The sequence below is a fragment of the Microbacterium sp. CIAB417 genome (assembly GCF_022788845.1).
In genome coordinates this window covers 228,303-244,281 of the sequence record NZ_JAHZUT010000001.1, presented here as the reverse complement: position 1 = coordinate 244,281, position 15,979 = coordinate 228,303, and the positions used below count along the sequence as shown (strand labels likewise).

17 protein-coding genes are annotated in these 15,979 nt (G+C 70.1%); 11 read left to right on the top strand and 6 right to left on the bottom strand.

Going from position 1 to position 15,979, the window contains the following annotated elements; all coding sequences use genetic code 11:
- Positions 1–62 precede the first annotated feature (62 nt).
- A complete protein-coding gene (locus KYX17_RS01245; protein ID WP_243224728.1) occupies positions 63–1,310 on the bottom strand; it encodes a hypothetical protein in 1,248 nt (415 codons plus the stop codon).
- 93 nt (positions 1,311–1,403) lie between these two features.
- On the opposite strand from KYX17_RS01245, the gene KYX17_RS01240 reads away from it, so the two are divergent.
- Positions 1,404–1,592 (top strand): DUF1918 domain-containing protein, encoded by a 189-nt coding sequence (locus KYX17_RS01240; RefSeq protein WP_308220829.1) that lies wholly within the window; start codon positions 1,404–1,406, stop codon positions 1,590–1,592.
- A gap of 10 nt (positions 1,593–1,602) precedes the next feature.
- On the opposite strand, the gene KYX17_RS01235 is transcribed toward KYX17_RS01240, so the two are convergent.
- Together KYX17_RS01235 and KYX17_RS01230 are read right to left on the bottom strand one after the other, a co-directional pair.
- Positions 1,603–2,112, bottom strand: a complete 510-nt coding sequence (locus KYX17_RS01235; protein ID WP_243224727.1) for a DUF6264 family protein — start codon at positions 2,110–2,112, stop codon at positions 1,603–1,605.
- Between the two features lie 264 nt (positions 2,113–2,376).
- On the bottom strand, positions 2,377–3,417 hold the full coding sequence (locus tag KYX17_RS01230; protein WP_243226145.1) for a 4-hydroxy-3-methylbut-2-enyl diphosphate reductase: 1,041 nt from the start codon (positions 3,415–3,417) through the stop codon (positions 2,377–2,379).
- A gap of 93 nt (positions 3,418–3,510) precedes the next feature.
- Here KYX17_RS01230 and xseA point away from each other — a divergent pair, with 93 nt between their 5' ends.
- Genes xseA through KYX17_RS01205 form a run of 5 tightly spaced genes read left to right on the top strand, consistent with a single transcriptional unit; the run spans position 3,511 to position 7,767 of the window.
- Positions 3,511–4,788, top strand: coding sequence for an exodeoxyribonuclease VII large subunit (gene xseA / locus KYX17_RS01225; RefSeq protein WP_243224726.1), 1,278 nt, complete (start codon positions 3,511–3,513; stop codon positions 4,786–4,788).
- Positions 4,789–4,824: 36 nt separating this feature from the next.
- The gene (locus tag KYX17_RS01220; RefSeq protein WP_243224725.1) at positions 4,825–5,055 is read left to right on the top strand and encodes an exodeoxyribonuclease VII small subunit; all 231 of its coding nucleotides are present in this window, start codon (positions 4,825–4,827) and stop codon (positions 5,053–5,055) included.
- A complete protein-coding gene (locus tag KYX17_RS01215; protein WP_243224724.1) occupies positions 5,052–5,699 on the top strand; it encodes a DUF4245 family protein in 648 nt (215 codons plus the stop codon). Before KYX17_RS01220 ends, KYX17_RS01215 begins: the two co-directional genes overlap by 4 nt.
- Complete coding sequence (locus tag KYX17_RS01210; RefSeq protein ID WP_243224723.1) at positions 5,696–6,370, top strand: carbonic anhydrase; 675 nt, start codon at positions 5,696–5,698, stop codon at positions 6,368–6,370. The genes KYX17_RS01215 and KYX17_RS01210 overlap by 4 nt, the downstream gene beginning before the upstream one ends.
- A complete protein-coding gene (locus KYX17_RS01205) occupies positions 6,367–7,767 on the top strand; it encodes a class II fumarate hydratase (protein ID WP_308220828.1) in 1,401 nt (466 codons plus the stop codon). Before KYX17_RS01210 ends, KYX17_RS01205 begins: the two co-directional genes overlap by 4 nt.
- Before the next feature lie 98 nt (positions 7,768–7,865).
- On the opposite strand, the gene KYX17_RS01200 is transcribed toward KYX17_RS01205, so the two are convergent.
- The 3 genes from KYX17_RS01200 to KYX17_RS01190 all read right to left on the bottom strand — a co-directional run bounded on the left by KYX17_RS01200 (position 7,866) and on the right by KYX17_RS01190 (position 11,322).
- Positions 7,866–9,215, bottom strand: a complete 1,350-nt coding sequence (locus KYX17_RS01200) for a PhoH family protein (protein WP_243224722.1) — start codon at positions 9,213–9,215, stop codon at positions 7,866–7,868.
- A gap of 160 nt (positions 9,216–9,375) precedes the next feature.
- Positions 9,376–10,503, bottom strand: a complete 1,128-nt coding sequence (locus tag KYX17_RS01195) for an aminotransferase class V-fold PLP-dependent enzyme (protein WP_243224721.1) — start codon at positions 10,501–10,503, stop codon at positions 9,376–9,378.
- A 36-nt stretch (positions 10,504–10,539) separates the two neighbouring features.
- Complete coding sequence (locus tag KYX17_RS01190) at positions 10,540–11,322, bottom strand: isoprenyl transferase (RefSeq protein WP_243224720.1); 783 nt, start codon at positions 11,320–11,322, stop codon at positions 10,540–10,542.
- A gap of 94 nt (positions 11,323–11,416) precedes the next feature.
- On the opposite strand from KYX17_RS01190, the gene KYX17_RS01185 reads away from it, so the two are divergent.
- From KYX17_RS01185 to KYX17_RS01165, 5 genes are all read left to right on the top strand, one after another.
- Positions 11,417–12,151 carry a hemolysin III family protein gene (locus KYX17_RS01185; RefSeq protein ID WP_243224719.1) on the top strand — a complete coding sequence of 245 codons (735 nt, stop codon included), beginning with the start codon at positions 11,417–11,419 and terminating at the stop codon, positions 12,149–12,151.
- Between the two features lie 101 nt (positions 12,152–12,252).
- The gene (locus tag KYX17_RS01180; protein ID WP_243224718.1) at positions 12,253–13,101 is read left to right on the top strand and encodes a MetQ/NlpA family ABC transporter substrate-binding protein; all 849 of its coding nucleotides are present in this window, start codon (positions 12,253–12,255) and stop codon (positions 13,099–13,101) included.
- A complete protein-coding gene (locus KYX17_RS01175; RefSeq protein ID WP_243224717.1) occupies positions 13,101–14,147 on the top strand; it encodes a methionine ABC transporter ATP-binding protein in 1,047 nt (348 codons plus the stop codon). The genes KYX17_RS01180 and KYX17_RS01175 overlap by 1 nt, the downstream gene beginning before the upstream one ends.
- Complete coding sequence (locus KYX17_RS01170; protein WP_243224716.1) at positions 14,144–14,803, top strand: methionine ABC transporter permease; 660 nt, start codon at positions 14,144–14,146, stop codon at positions 14,801–14,803. Before KYX17_RS01175 ends, KYX17_RS01170 begins: the two co-directional genes overlap by 4 nt.
- Positions 14,800–15,978 (top strand): pyridoxal phosphate-dependent aminotransferase, encoded by a 1,179-nt coding sequence (locus KYX17_RS01165; RefSeq protein ID WP_243224715.1) that lies wholly within the window; start codon positions 14,800–14,802, stop codon positions 15,976–15,978. Before KYX17_RS01170 ends, KYX17_RS01165 begins: the two co-directional genes overlap by 4 nt.
- The last annotated feature ends 1 nt before the right edge of the window (position 15,979 follow it).

The window sequence follows — 15,979 nt, the reverse complement described above, 5'->3', positions numbered from 1 at the left end:
CCGTCGGACGCCCGCACGACGACGCCCCCGCTTCCGAGCGGGGGCGTCCGTCGTCCGGTGACTCAGCGTCTGCGCCGCAGACGCGTGATCACCACGGCCGCGTCCCCGAGGGCGTCGAGCATCGCCAGGATGCCGAGACCCCGCGCGACTCCGCGGAACCGCCGGGCCGCCCACAGCCCCAGCACGAACTCGCCGACGCCGATGACCAGGCCGAGCACCGGCCGGCGCCGCACGGCCCCCGCCAGGCGCTGCCACGGCGTGTTCCGCCGCGTCAGCGGCGCCATCTCGCCGACGCCCGCGACGAGCGTCTCCCCCACGGCCCGCCACCAGCCTGCCGGCTCGAAGCGCCGCGCGCCGGGGTCCGTCTCGTCGAAGGCGCTCTCGATCAAGTCCTGCGGGATGCCGAACGCGGCGAGGAACGCGTCCCGGCGCTGCTCCTCGCCGATCACGCCGCCCAGGGACTCGGCGATGAGCGCACGGTGCGCAGCATCCACGTCCACCCGGGTGTGCGCGGCGATGCCGACCAGCTCATCGCGCGTGCCGTCCCCCTCCGTCAGCAGACGCCGGTACACCTCAGCCGTCTCCGCAACCGTGATCGCGTCGAGGTCGAGGACGGGCTGCGTGTCCCGTTCGGCATCCGGCCAGAACGGCACCGCACCCGATCCGGCCGTGACCTCGATCCATCCGCCGCCGTCATCGGTGCGATTGACCTCGATGACCGGCAGTTCGGCCTTCGACGACACCCACCCCGCGGTCGGCTCGGCCGTGCGGAAGCGCTGCAGCGACCACACTCCCGACTCGAGATGATCCACCGGGGTCCGGTTCGCCTCGGCGAGCAGTCGCGCCACCGCCGGGCCGCGGTGCGAGAAGGCGGCCACGCGCACCGGCACGGGATCGAACGACGACAGGTCGATGTCGACCTCGTCCTCGTCGTCTTCCTCGTCCGCCTCCACCGCCGTCGTGCCGTCGAACTCGGCCTCGAACTCCTCGAAGCCGTCGTCGAGGGGCGCATCGTCGGCATCTATCCAGAGATTCAGCCCGGCATCCGCGAACGCCTCGCGCAACGCCGCCGCCGTCATGCTCGTCTCGATCGCGTCCTGCGCGGACAGGGTGAGGACCCGCCCGTCATCGGTCAGCGCGATGGCGAGGTCGCCGGCATCCTGGAGGTCCCAGGTCGCCGTGGCGTCGCGGACGGCGGCCAGCACGCGCAGCCGGGACAGCACCTCGCGCGCGGCGCCTCGCGGATCGGAGCCGTCGCCGCGGTCGACGGAGGCGTACGAGAGCTGAACACCGAAACTGTTGTGAAGCACGCCTTCGACAGTACCCGCCACCCGCTTGCCATGCCCGGCTGCGCGGAGGATCGTGGAATCAACGGCGACCGCCGAGACAGGAACGGAGGTGGGATGATGCACGCACAGCCCGGCGATCATCTGATCGTCGAAGGACGCACCGACAGCACGCCCCGACGCGAGGGCACGATCCTCGAGGTGCACGGAGACGACGGTGCGCCGCCGTACCTCGTGCGCTGGGACGACGGCCACGAAGGCGTGCTCTTCCCCGGCTCGGACGCGCACATCCGCTCGCACGCCTGAGCGGCCGGGGTCAGACCCCGCCGGGCCGCAGGTACTGCACGAAGGCGGGATCGGACAGCATCGGGACCATGATGCAGACGGTGACCACGATCATCGTCGCGACCGCGCCGACGATCGGCACCCACCACGAGCGCTTACGTGCGCGCAGGCGCCGGAACGCCACGAGCACCGTCAGCGCGTAACCGAGAACGAGCACCAAGGCGGCGATCCCGCCCCACAGCCGCCCCTGCGCGAAGTTCGTGAACTCGCCCTCGATGCCGAGGATGCTCATGCTCTGCTCCAGCACGGTGGGCAGATCGAGATAGGCGATCGCGGTCATGACGACGTTGACGAGGCCGTAGGCGAGCAACGCGATCGTGACGATCCGATCGGCGGCGCCGGGGCGGGCAGTGGGCGTCGGGGCGGGTGCGGGTGAGGGAGCAGGTGCCGCGGGCGCCGCTTCCACCGGCGGGAGCCCGGCGCGCAGGCGCTGCTCCTCCGGGGTCGCGTACTCGCCGTATCGGGGCTGCTGGTCGCTCATCCCGTCATGCTAGCCATCGGAGTTCGGTGCGGTTCCCAGGAAGACCCGGGACGAAGGCCGAAGAAGCGCCCCGGGAGACGGCGACGGCCCCGGGGAGCGGGGACACCCCGGGGCCGCAGACGCGAGCGCTGGGGACGCTCCCGCCGGAAGCACCGAGCGCTGGGGACGCGTCGGCACCTGTAGCGCCCAATGCGCGGCGGCTACGGTTCCATCGTAGGAACAGTGCCCGCTCGGGTCCAGCCCGCGCGGCTCATCGACCTCGGGTCATGCGCCGGCGGCCGGGGCGCGGCCGCCGAGGGCGCGCGCATCCCGCTGTCCGGCGGCATCCTGGCGCAGCTCCTTGGGCAGGGAGAACATCAGATCCTCCTCGGCCGTGCGCACCTCCTGCACGTCGGCGTAGCCGGCGCCGTTCAGTGCTTCCAGGACCTCCTGGACGAGCACCTCGGGGACGGACGCGCCGCTGGTGACGCCGACCGTCTCGACGCCGTCGAGCCACTCCTGCTTGACCTCGTCGGCGTAGTCCACCCGGTACGCCGCCTTGGCTCCGTACTCGAGGGCGACCTCGACGAGTCGCACGCTGTTGGACGAGTTCGCCGATCCCACGACGATCACGAGGTCGGCCTCGGCGGCCACCTTCTTGATCGCGACCTGGCGGTTCTGCGTCGCGTAGCAGATGTCGTCCGACGGCGGGTTCTGCAGTTCGGGGAATCGCGTGCGCAGGCGGTTGACCGTCTCCATCGTCTCGTCCACGGACAGCGTCGTCTGCGACAGCCAGACCACCTTGGACGGGTCGCGCACCTCGACCGTGTCCGCCTCCTCGGGCGAGTTCACGATCGTGACGTGCTCGGGCGCCTCACCGGCGGTCCCCTCGACCTCTTCGTGCCCGTCGTGGCCGATGAGCAGGATCTCGAAGTCGTTCTTGGCGAACCGCACCGCCTCGCGGTGCACCTTGGTGACCAGGGGGCAGGTCGCGTCGATCGCGTGGAGGCCGCGATCGGATGCCGCGTTCACGACGGCCGGGGACACGCCGTGCGCGCTGAAGACGACATGAGCCCCTTCCGGGACTTCGTCGACCTCGTCGACGAAGATCGCGCCCTTCGCCTCGAGCTCGGTGACGACATGGATGTTGTGCACGATCTGCTTGCGCACGTACACCGGAGCGCCATAGCGCTCGAGCGCCTTCTCCACGGCCACGACCGCCCGGTCGACGCCGGCGCAGTATCCTCGGGGAGCCGCCAGCAGCACGCGCTTGCGTCCGGGGACCGGGTTATCCTGAAGCGCGACCCGCCGCGGAACGCGCGGCATGGCGAGGGGAACGGCTGTCTGGCTCACCCCTCGAGTCTACGGCGCGCAGATGGGACGAGGCTGGGTGCGCGAGCAGCGGAGAGAAGGAGCCCGATGACCGTCTTCGAGGCAGCGTCCGTTCCCGGCGAGGTGCCCCCCGCGGACGCCGTGGCGCCGAAGGACTCCACAGCGGACGCCCCCACCTCGGTCGCCCGCCTGAACACGACCATCCGCGATTTCGTGGCGCGCTGGAACACGGTCTGGGTCGAGGGTGAGATCACGTCCTGGAACCTGCGGGCCGGCAATGTGTTCGCCCGACTCAAGGACACCCGTTCGGATGCCCAGATCTCGCTGCGCATCTGGTCGAGTGTGCGCGCGCGCATCCCCTCCGACCTCGGGATCGGCGACCACGTCGTCGCAGCGGTCAAGGCGGACTACTTCGTCAAAGCGGGCGATTTCAGCTTCACGGTGTCCGCCATGAAGCACGTCGGTCTGGGCGATCAGCTCGAGCGCCTGGAGAAGCTGCGCTTCCAGTTGCGCCAGGAGGGACTGTTCGACCCCGCCCGCAAGAAGCCGCTCCCGTTCCTGCCGCATGTCATCGGCCTCATTACGGGCGAGCGCTCGGATGCCGAGAAGGACGTGCACCGCAACGCCGAACTGCGCTGGCCGGCCGTGCGATTCCGCACCGAGTGCGCCGCCGTCCAGGGCGACCGCTGCGTTCCCGATACGCTCGCGGCACTGAGAAGACTGGATGCCGACCCCGAGGTCGACGTCATCATCATCGCCCGCGGGGGCGGCGACCCGCAGACCCTCCTGGGGTTCAGCGACGAGCGCCTCGTCCGCGCGGTGGCCGCGGCATCCACGCCGGTCGTGTCGGCGATCGGGCACGAGAACGATCACCCGCTGCTCGACGACGTCGCGGACCTGCGCGCCTCGACGCCGACGGATGCCGCCAAGCGCGTGGTCCCGGATGTCGGCGAGCAGCGCTCGCTGATCGCCCAGCTGAGCGCACGGGCGACGAGCCGGGTGATGCAGCGCGTCTCGCACGACATCGCCCAGCTCGAGCAGCTGCGCTCGCGCCCCGTGCTGCGCTCCCCCGCTCATATCGTCGACGGTCGTGCCCAGGAACTGTTGCTTCTCGCCGCCCGCGGACGGGACGCCGTCACGCGGCAGCTGGATGACGCCGGGCGACGGACCGGGGAGCTGCGCGCCTCGCTGCGCGCCCTGTCGCCCGCCGCGACGCTCGCCCGGGGATACGCCATCGCTCACCGGGAGGGCGGTGTCATCCTGCGCGATGCAGCCGAGGCTCCCGCCGGGACGGAGCTGACGCTCACGCTCGACCGCGGGTCGGTGGCCGCGCGCTCCGAGGGCGAGGTCCCCGAGGACGCCTGAATCGGCCGGCATCCGCGGGCGACGTAGGATGGAGGCGTGACCGCCCCCATCGACACCCCTGTGGAATCACTGTCGTTCGAGGCCGCTCGGGACGAGCTCGTCCGCGTCGTCGCAGAGCTCGAGCAGGGCGCCCCGACGCTGGAGCAGTCACTCGCCCTGTGGGAGCGCGGTGAGGCCCTCGCTGCGCGCTGCGAGGAGTGGCTGCTCGGCGCGAAGCGCCGGCTGGATGCCGCGCGGGCGGCGGCATCCGACGAGGACGAGTCGTGAGCCGCAAGTCCGCCGCACCGGTCGTCGCAGAACTCGGGCGTCCGGAGACGCCGGAGGAGACGGCGACCCGCAAGGCCGCGTCCAGCCAGGCCTATCGCTCCAGTCAGACCTTCCGGCACCTGATCGCGGCGCTGATCCTGACGCTCGGCGTCGTCGCCGTCATCGTCTTCGCCGTGCCGCGCGGCGAGCCCGCCGCACGGGACGACATCGACGTCGCCGCCATCGCCGCCGACGTCGAGACCGCCATGGACGGCCCTGCCCTCGTCCCCGAGCTGGACGACTTCTGGCGCGTGAACGCCGCGGAGCTCACCGGCGGCGCGACCGTCGTCTGGAACATCACGGTGGCCCCGGCGGACGAGGAGGAGCGCGGGTTCATCCGCATCGCGCAGGCCTTCGACGCCGACGCCTCCTGGGCGCCGCAGATGCTGGACGGCTTCGCCTCCACCTCGACCGTGACCATCGACGGTCGCGAGTGGGACGTCTACGACATCGGCGATCGCGGCTCCGCCAACGTCAGCTACGCCCTGGGCACGCAGGCGGGTTCCGATTACGTGCTGCTGTTCGGCTCCCGCTCCCCCGAGTCCACCGCCGGGCTCGCGGAATCCCTGAGTCCCCAGATCACGACCCTCGAGGAGGCCGAATGACCACGCTGACCCCGACCCAGGCCTGGCAGGAGATGCTGGACGGCAACCGGCGGTTCGTCGCCGACGAGCCCCGGCATCCGAACCAGAACGTCGAGAAGCGCCACGAGCTCGCCGAGGGACAGAGCCCGATGGCCACCCTGTTCGGATGCTCGGACTCCCGTCTCGCGGCCGAGATCATCTTCGACAAGGGCCTCGGCGACCTGTTCGTGGTCCGCAACGCCGGCCAGGTCATCGGCGAGTCGATCGTCGGCAGCCTCGAGTACGCGGTCGAGGTCCTGCGCGTCCCCCTGATCGTCGTGCTCGCGCACGACTCGTGCGGTGCCGTGCGCGCCGCGATCGACGGCACGGCCATCGACGCCGCACCGCTCCCGCCGCACATCTGGAAGCTCATCGCCCCGATCATCCCGGCCGCGCGCAAGGTGCTCGCCGAGAACGGCGGCTCCTCCCCCGACGACATCGACGCCGAGCTGGTCGGCCGCGAGCACCTGCGCAACACGGTCGCCAACCTGCTGCAGTCCTCGGAGCTGATCAGCGACGCCGTGGCCGAGGGACGACTCGGCATCGTCGGCGCGAACTACCGCCTCGCCGAGGGCACGGCCGTGCCCGTCATCACGGTGGGGATCGACACCGGGAGCACAGGCGCTCCCGCAACCCAGGAGGGACCGAAGTGACCGAGACTCAGACCGAGTACCGCATCGAGCACGACACGATGGGCGAGGTCCGCGTGCCGGTGAACGCGCTCTACGGCGCGCAGACGCAGCGCGCGGTGGAGAACTTCCCGATCTCCGGCACGGGCCTCGAGTCCGCTCAGATCGCGGCGCTCGCCCGGATCAAGAAGGCGGCGGCCCTGGCGAACAAGGAGCTCGGCACCTTGGACCCCGCCATCGCGGATGCGATCGCGGCCGCGGCCGACCAGGTCGCCTCGGGCGCGCACGACGGCGAGTTCCCGGTCGACACCTACCAGACCGGCTCCGGCACGTCCTCGAACATGAACATGAACGAGGTCCTCGCGATGCTGGCCACCGGCATCCTCGGCTCCGCGGTGCACCCGAACGACCACGTCAACGCCTCGCAGTCGTCGAACGACGTCTTCCCGACCTCGGTGCACATCGCGGTCACGCAGGCGCTCATCGACACGCTCATCCCCTCGCTCGACCACCTGGCCGTCGCGCTCGAGGCCAAGGCCGAGCTGTGGAAGGACGCCGTCAAGTCCGGGCGCACGCACCTCATGGATGCCACGCCGGTCACCCTCGGCCAGGAGTTCGGCGGCTACGCCCGCCAGATCCGGCTGGGCATCGAGCGCGTGCAGTCGGCGCTCCCCCGCGTCGCCGAGGTGCCGCTGGGCGGCACCGCCGTCGGAACCGGCATCAACACGCCGCTCGGCTTCCCGCAGAAGGTCATCGCGCTGCTCGCCGCCGAGACCGAGCTGCCGATCACCGAGGCCAAGGACCACTTCGAGGCGCAGGCGAACCGTGACGGCCTCGTCGAGACGTCCGGAGCCCTGCGCACCATCGCCGTGTCGCTGACGAAGATCAACAACGACCTGCGCTGGATGGGCTCGGGTCCCAACACCGGACTCGGAGAGCTGCACATCCCGGACCTCCAGCCCGGGTCCTCGATCATGCCCGGCAAGGTCAACCCGGTCGTCCCCGAGGCCGTGCTCATGGTGTGCGCACGCGTGATCGGCAACGACGCGACCGTGGCGTGGGCCGGCGCATCGGGCTCGTTCGAGCTCAACGTCGCGATCCCCGTCATGGGTACCGCGCTGCTGGAGTCGATCCGTCTGCTCGCGAACGCCTCGCGCGTCCTCGCGGACAAGACGATCGACGGACTGCAGGCCAACACCGAACGCGCCGCTGCCTTCGCGGGCATGAGCCCGTCGATCGTGACGCCGCTGAACAAGCTCATCGGGTACGAGGCCGCGGCGAAGATCGCCAAGCACGCGGTCGCGAAGGGCATCACCGTCCGGGACGCCGTGATCGACCTGGGTTACGTCGAGCGCGGTGAGCTGACCGAACAGCAGCTGGACGAGAAGCTCGACCTGCTGAGCATGACGCACCCGGGCTGACCCGCCGGCCACCACTTCGGGGCCGACACGCCAGATGCCGGACAGAAGCGTCGCAGACATCCGACAAGTGGCGTGTCGGCCCCCGATGTGGCCGCGGGTCAGCTGAGCTCGCCGCCCTCCAGCAGCTCCGTCACGAGCGCGGCGATCGCAGAGCGCTCCGAGCGCGTCAGCGTCACGTGCCCGAACAGGTCGTGCCCCTTCAGCGTCTCGATCACGCTCGCGATCCCGTCGTGACGTCCGACCCGCAGATTGTCGCGCTGGCCGACGTCGTGTGTGAGCACGACGCGGGAGTTCTGCCCCATCCGGCTGAGTACGGTCAGCAGCACGTTGCGTTCCAGCGACTGCGCCTCATCCACGATCACGAAGGCGTCGTGCAGCGAGCGCCCCCGGATGTGGGTGAGCGGCAGGACCTCGAGGATGCCGCGGTCCACGACCTCCTCCAGCACGTTGCCCGAGACCACCGAACCGAGGGTGTCGAACACGGCCTGACCCCACGGGTTCATCTTCTCGCCCTGGTCGCCGGGAAGGTAGCCGAGCTCCTGCCCGCCTACGGCGAACAGCGGTCGGAAGACGATGATCTTCTTCTGCTGCTGCCGCTCGAGCACGGCTTCGAGTCCCGCGCACAGCGCCAGCGCCGACTTGCCCGTTCCGGCGCGTCCGCCGAGCGAGACGATGCCCACGTCGGGGTCGAGCAGCAGGTCGATCGCGATGCGCTGCTCGGCGGAGCGGCCGTGCATCCCGAAGATCTCGCGGTCCCCGCGGACCAGCTTGTACTCGCCGTCGCTGGTGACGCGCCCGAGCGCAGAGCCGCGCTCGGAGTGGATGATGAGGCCGGTGTTCACGGGAAGCCCGACGGCCTCGTCGCTTGCTCCGACCTCGCTCTCGTAGAGGTCGGCCATGTCGTCCCCCGAGAGGTTCAACGTGGAGATCCCCGTCCAGCCCGAGTCGACGGCCTGCTCGGCGAGGTACTCCTCCGCCTGGAGTCCCAGGGAAGCGGCCTTCACACGCATGGGCAGGTCCTTGGAGACGATGGTGACGTCCTGGCCGTCCTGCGCGAGGTGCATCGCGACGGCGAGGATACGGCTGTCGTTGTCGCCGAGACGGATGCCGCTGGGCAGTACTTCTCCATTGGTGTTGTTCAGCTCCACTCGCAGGGTGCCGCCCTCACCGATCGGCACGGGGAAGTCCAGCCGACCGTGCTCGATGCGCAGCTCGTCGAGGTGGCGGAGCGCCTGACGGGCGAAGTAGCCGATCTCGGGGTCGTGCCGCTTGCCTTCGAGTTCGGTGATCACCACCACCGGGAGCACGATCGAGTGCTCGGCGAAGCGGAAGAACGCCTGCGGATCGCTGAGCAGGACCGAGGTGTCGAGCACATAGGTCCGCAGATCCGTTTCCGGCTGCGATGCGGTGCTCTTGCGGGACTGCTGCTGCGCTGTACGTGTGGTCACGACCCACTCCCGACCCGGGACTGTCTCCCGGCTATTGCCTCGAGTCGACCTGGGCCACGAGTCGCGTACCTGAAGGCCGACTCGACCGGGCACCGTGCCCGATGCCTAGAAGGTACGACCGCCGGCGGGCGCGGAGCGGACTCGACACGCGACGGCGGCGTTAACCGCTGATGAACTTCTCCTCACCGATGCCCGCGATCGCCTCGTCCAGCATCCGCAGCGTGTCGGCCGTCGTGCCCGCATGCGGCGAGACGCGCACGGCGTCCCCGCGCGTGGTCGCGACCACGCCGGCGTTGGTGAGCGCCGCCGACAGCGGTGCCGGATGCTCCGGAGCGAGCGTCACGATGCCGGCGCGGCGTGCCCGTTCGCGCGGACTGCGCACCGGGATGCCGTGGCGATCGGCGATCTCGAGGATGGCGTCCACGTGCCCGGCAACGGCCTCCTCGATGTTGCCGACGCCCGCGTCGCGCACGTCGCCGAGCCCGACGGCCAGCCGCGCGGCTGCGAGATGATCGGGGGCGCCTACCGTGTACGCCGACGCATCGGATGCCGGCGGCGGAAGCTCGTCGACCGGCAGGGGCCCGCCCACGCCGCCGAATCCGGACAGCACGGGCGCGATCCGCTCGCGCGCCGCCGGTGAGAACCGGGCGAAGCCGGTTCCGCGCCCGGACCGCAGCCACTTGTAGCCGTGTCCGACGAGGACGTCCGCGACCGCGTAGTCGTCCTCGACGATGCCGAACGACTGCACGGCGTCGACGATGAGCAGCCGGTCCTGTCCGATGACCTCTCGGAGGGCGGCGAGGTCGGCACGGTAGCCCGTGCGGAAGTCGACGTGGCTGACGGCGAGCGCCGTGACGTCGTCGTCGAGGGCTTCGGCGACGGCATCCGGAGTGACGTGTCCGTCCTCCGGCGAGATCCAGCGGGCGGACAGCCGGTCCTGCGACGCCTGCGCTGCCCGCTCGAGCGTCAGGGCGATGCTCGGGAACTCGGCGCGGGAGGCGATCACCGCTCCGGTCGATCCGTAGAAGGCGTGCATCAGGCCGTAGGTCGCCGAGGGCTGCACCGTCAGCTCCGCCTCGTCGGCGCCGAGCAGCTCCGCGGCGGTCTGCTTCGCCTGCGCGACGCGGTCGACGACCAGGGCGAGGGACGACGGACGTCCGCTGCCGAGCAGGTCCGCGTCGGCGAACACCTCGGCTCGCACGGAGGGCGACAGCGGACCGTTCGCGGCCCAGTTCAGGTATCCGGGCTCGGCGTCGAAGGTGGCGAGGAAATCATCGAAAGCGCTCACCGGCTCATCCTGTCACGGGCGCTGCGTGCGCGGGGATCAGCGTCCGAAACGGCGGTCGCGGCCCGCATAGTCGCGGATGGCCCGCAGGAAGTCGACCTCGCGCAGGTCCGGCCCGAGTGCCTCCACGAAGTAGAACTCGCTGTGCGCGCTCTGCCACAGCAGGAAGTCGCTGAGGCGCTGCTCTCCGCTGGTGCGGATCACGAGGTCCGGGTCCGGCTGCCCCGTGGTGTAGAGGTGCTCGCCGATCATCTCCGGCGTCAGCTGGTTCGCGAGGTCCTCCAGCGTCCCCCCGGACGCGTTGTGGTGGGCGATGATGCTGCGCACGGCGTCGACGATCTCATTGCGCCCGCCGTACCCGACCGCGAGGTTCACATGAAGGCCGGTGTGGCCGCTGGTGCGCTCCTCGGCATCCGCGAGGACGCGCGCGAGCTCCGCCGGGAGGATGTCGGCGCGGCCGACGTGCTTGACCCGCCAGTTCGGTTCGCGCGACAGCGCATCGGCGAGCTCGGCGATGATCTCGATGAGATCGGCGATCTCGCGGGAGTCGCGCTTGAGCAGGTTGTCGCTGGAGAGGAGGTACAGCGAGACGACGGGGATTCCGAGATCATCGCACCAGCCCAGGAACTCCCGCATCTTCGCGGCGCCGGCACGATGCCCCTCGGCCGCGGACCCGAGTCCGAGCTGCCGCGCCCAGCGACGGTTGCCGTCGATCATCATGGCGACGTGATGGGGAACCGGAGCGGACTCCAGCTGTCGGCGCAGCCGCCGGCCGTAGAGCCGGTACAGCGGCCCCCGGCCTTCGCTCGCGCGTGCGTTCACGTGCCTACGCTACCGTGCGGCCACTCAGCGCGTGCTGTGCGATCACCCAGGATATGTACTGCCGACGGAATGCGCCGCGTCCTAGAGTGAGCACGTGAGCCGACGCGCAGCCAAGACCCCTGACGTCCCCCAGCTGCCGCTGCTCGATGCGGCGGCCGTCGACGCGAACGTCGAGATCAAGCCCTCCTGGCGGGGCTGGATCCACGCGGGCACGTTCCCGGTCGCGATCGCCGCGGGTGTCGTGCTCATCGTGCTGGCCCAGGGCGCTCCGGCGAAGTGGTCCGCCGCGGTCTTCATGGCGACCTCGCTGCTGCTGTTCGGCAACTCCGCGGTCTACCACCGGTTCAACTGGGGTCCGCGGACGAAGATCGTGCTCAAGCGCATCGACCACGCCAACATCCTCCTGCTGATCGCCGGAACGTACACTCCGATCGCGACCCTGGCCCTCGAGCCGCAGAAGGGCGTCCTCCTCCTCGTCCTGGTCTGGAGCGGAGCCCTGCTCGGCATCCTGTTCCGGGTGTTCTGGATCAACGCGCCCCGGTGGCTCTACGTCGCTCTGTACCTGCTGCTCGGCTGGGCCGCCGTGATGTACATCGGCGACCTGCTGCAGGCGAACCTCGCCATGATGATCCTCGTGATCGTCGGAGGCCTGCTCTACACCGGCGGCGCGGTCGTCTATGCGCTGAAGAAGCCGAACCCCTGGCCAGGACATTTCGGATTCCACGAGATCTTCCACGTCTGCACCGTGCTGGCGTTCCTGTGCCACTGGACGGCCTGCCTGCTCATCGCGCTGCAGCCCTACTCCCCCTCGCTCGGGCTCCCGGGCTGAGCCGCGGACGGACACGCGACGTAACACGATGCGCTGTCCGGACAGGGGCGCGGATAACGTCGAGGAACACCCTTCCCGCCCCTCTCCCGGAGGTCTCCGTGATGCGCCGTCCCACTCGTCTCCTCGCCCTCGCAACCTCCGTGGCGGCTGCCGCCCTCCTCGCCGGCTGTGCATCGACGCCCGCGGAGAGCGCCGGCAGCGACTCGGGCGACGACACGACCATCACGATCGGCTTCAACCCCGGGCCCTACCTCGAGATGTTCCAGGGCGGAATCCAGCCCATCCTCGAGGCCGAGGGCTACACCATCGAGACGGCGGACTTCACCGACGGCGTGATCGTCAACGTCGCGCTCAGCGACGGCGAGATCGATGCCAACATCATGCAGCACACCGTCTACATGGACGCCATCAACGCCCAGGAGGGCCTGTCGAACGCGGCTCTCGTGCAGGTGCCGACTCCTCCCATGGGCCTGTTCGGCGGCAAGAAGGACTCGCTGGACGACCTGGGCACGGGGTCCTCGATCGCCGTTCCGAACCAGCCGTCCAATCAGTACCGCGCGCTCAAGGTCCTGGAGGGGCTCGACCTCATCACCCTCTCCGACACGATCGACCCGGCGACCGCGTCGCTGCAGGACGTGGTCGACAACCCGCACGACATCCAGTTCGTCGAGATGGAGAACGCGCAGCAGGTCGCCGCACTCCAGGACGTCGACTACAGCGTGATCCAGGGGAACTTCATCGTCTCCGGCGGCCTCGTGCTCACCGATGCGCTTGCCCTCGAGGACCTGACCGACGAGTTCTCGGTCATCGTCACGGTCGACGAGCAGAACGTCGACGCGGAGTGGGCGCAGGCGATCAAGGCCGCCTACGAATCGGACGAGTTCGCCGAGTTCATCGCGGCGGACGAGCAGTACGACGGGTACAACCTGCCGGCTGCCCAGGGCGACTGATGCCGGACGGCGGCTCAGCGCACGCGTCCGACGTCGCGGTCCGCTTCGAGGCCGTGACGCGGCGCTTCCCCGGAAGCGGTGCGGACCAGATCGCCCTCGACCGGGTCGACCTGACGATCGCCCGCGGTGACATCTTCGGTGTGATCGGGCACAGCGGCGCGGGAAAGAGCACGCTGATCCGGATGATCAACGCGCTCGAGGTCCCCACCGAGGGCGTCGTGCACGTGGACGGCGTGGACCTGGCGTCCCTGCCGGCCGCGCAGCTGCGCTCGGCGCGCAAGCGCACGGCCATGATCTTCCAGCAGTTCCAGCTGCTGGAGACGATCACGGTGCTCGAGAACGTCGCCCTTCCGCTGCGCCTGGACGGCGTCGGACGCCGAGAGGCGCATGCTCGGGCCGTCGAGGCCCTCGAGTTCGTCGGACTCGGAGAGCGCACGACCGCGTATCCCGGCCAGCTCTCCGGCGGCCAGAAGCAGCGGGTCGGCATCGCGCGGGCGATCGTCCGCAACCCCGCCGTCCTCCTGTGCGATGAGGCGACCAGCGCGCTGGACCCCTCCACGACGCAGCAGACCATCGACCTGCTGCGTCGCGTCAACCACGAGTACGGCACGACGATCTTCGTCGTCACGCACGAGATGGACGTCATCAAGGATCTGTGTCACTCGGTCGCCGTCATGTCGGAAGGACGCGTGGTCGAGCAGGGCTCGGTGATGGACGTCTTCCTCCAGCCGCGCACGCCCATCGCGCAGGCCTTCGTGAGCACGGTGATCCCGCAGGAGCTGCCGGAACGCGTCCGTCGCGCGGTCGGAGGGCATCCGCTCTGGCGGCTGCGCTTCCTCGACGACGAGGTGACGACGCCGATCGTGGGGACCCTGATCAGCGAGTTCGGCCTGCAGGTGAACATCCTGCACGCCGACATGACCGACATCCAGGACCGCACGGTGGGCCACATGATCATCCAGGTCGAGGGCTCACCAAGGCAGCAGGAGGAGGCGTTCGCGCACCTCGCAGAGCGCGTGGTCGGACTCGAGGAGGTCGTGCTGTGATCGACACGCTCATGACGCCCGAGCTGTTCCTCGAGGCGCTCGGCGAGACCCTCTACATGCTCGGCGTCGCGCTGTTCCTCGGCTCGATCCTCGGCATCCTGCTCGGCATCGCTGTGGTGGTCGTACGCCCGGGAGGAGTCCTCCCCAACCGCGTCGTGTCCTTCGTGCTGAACCTGTTCATCAACATCGTCCGATCGCTGCCGTTCATCATCCTGCTGGTGGCGATCCTGCCGTTCACGAGGCTCGTCGCCGGCACGTCGATCGGCGTGAACGGCGCGCTCGTCCCGCTGACGATCATGGTGGCGCCGTACATCGCGCGACTCGTGGAGAACTCGCTGCTCGACGTCCCTGAGGGCATCGTCGAGGCCGCGAAGGCGATGGGGGCGACACCGGTCCAGATCTTCACCCGGTTCCTGCTGCCCGAGGCGCGCGGCTCTCTCGTCCTGGCGCTGACGACGGCGACCATCGGCCTCCTCGACGCCACCGCGATGGCGGGCACGGTGGGTGCGGGCGGCATCGGCGACCTCGCGATCAGCTACGGCTATCAGCGCTTCGACGGCTTCACGATGCTGATCACCGTCATCACGCTCGTGGTGATCGTCCAGCTCATCCAGCTCATCGGCACGCGGACTGCGCGCAGGCTGCGCCGTCGATGAGCACCGGCATCCGTCCGGCGGCCCGCGTCCGCGCGCTGCCCGAGAACTTCTTCGGCTCGCTGGATCGCGCGGTCGCCGACGCGAGGGCGCGCGGTGTGGACGTGATCGACGTGTCCAAGGGCGACCCGGACCTTCCGACGCCCGACGCCATCGTGGCATCGATGCGCGCCGCGGTGTCCGACGCGGGCAATCACGGTTATCCCGCCTACGCCGTGCGGCCGGCCCTCGCCGAGGCGATCGCGAAGCGGTACCGCGAGGATCACGGCGTCGATCTCGACCCCGACGTGCAGGTGGCCGCGTTTCATGGCTCGCACGAAGGCCTGATGGCCGCCGTGCTCTCCCTGGCGGATCCCGGGGACGTCGTGGTCGTCCCGGACCCCGGCTATCCCGCCTACCGCGGAGCAGCGGGCTTCGCCGGCGCTCGCCCGCATCCGGTTCCGCTGCCCTCGGCACTCGGGCATCAGCCGGACTTCGCATCCCTCGCGACGCTCGATCGCGCCGCCGTCCTCCTCCTGAACTATCCGCACAACCCCACCGGAGCCGTCGCGACGCGCACGACCTTCGAGCGCGCGGTCGCGGAGAGCACCAGGCTGGGCGCCGCGTTCGTCAACGACTTCGCCTACTCGTCGCTGGGGTTCTCCGCGCGCCCGCTTTCGGCGCTGACGGTGGATGCCGAGCGCACGGTCGAGGTCTCGACCCTGTCCAAGACCTACAACATGGCCGGCTGGCGAATCGGATACGCCGCGGGAGCGCCCGATCTCATCGCGGCGATGAGGGCCTACCAGGCACATGCGTTCAGCACGATCTTCGGAGCGACACAGGATGCCGCAGCCGCCGCCCTCGCCGGGGACCAGAGCGCCGCCGAGGCCCTCGTGGACACGTATCGCGCGCGGCGGGACCTCGTCGTCGACGGGCTCCGGCAGCAGGGATGGGACGTCGCGCCGTCGGACGGGACGTTCTTCGTCTGGGTCCGCGTCGGAGGCGATGACGTCGAGGTCGCCGCGCATCTGCTCGCGCACCACGGCGTCGCCGTGGCCCCGGGGAGCGGATTCGGCGAGCGCGGTCGCGGACGCATCCGTCTCGCCCTCGTGCACCCTCTCCCCCGCCTCGCCGACCTCGTCGCACGTCTCGCCGCCGCGCGACGTACACTCACCGCAACACCGAAACCCGTCTGAG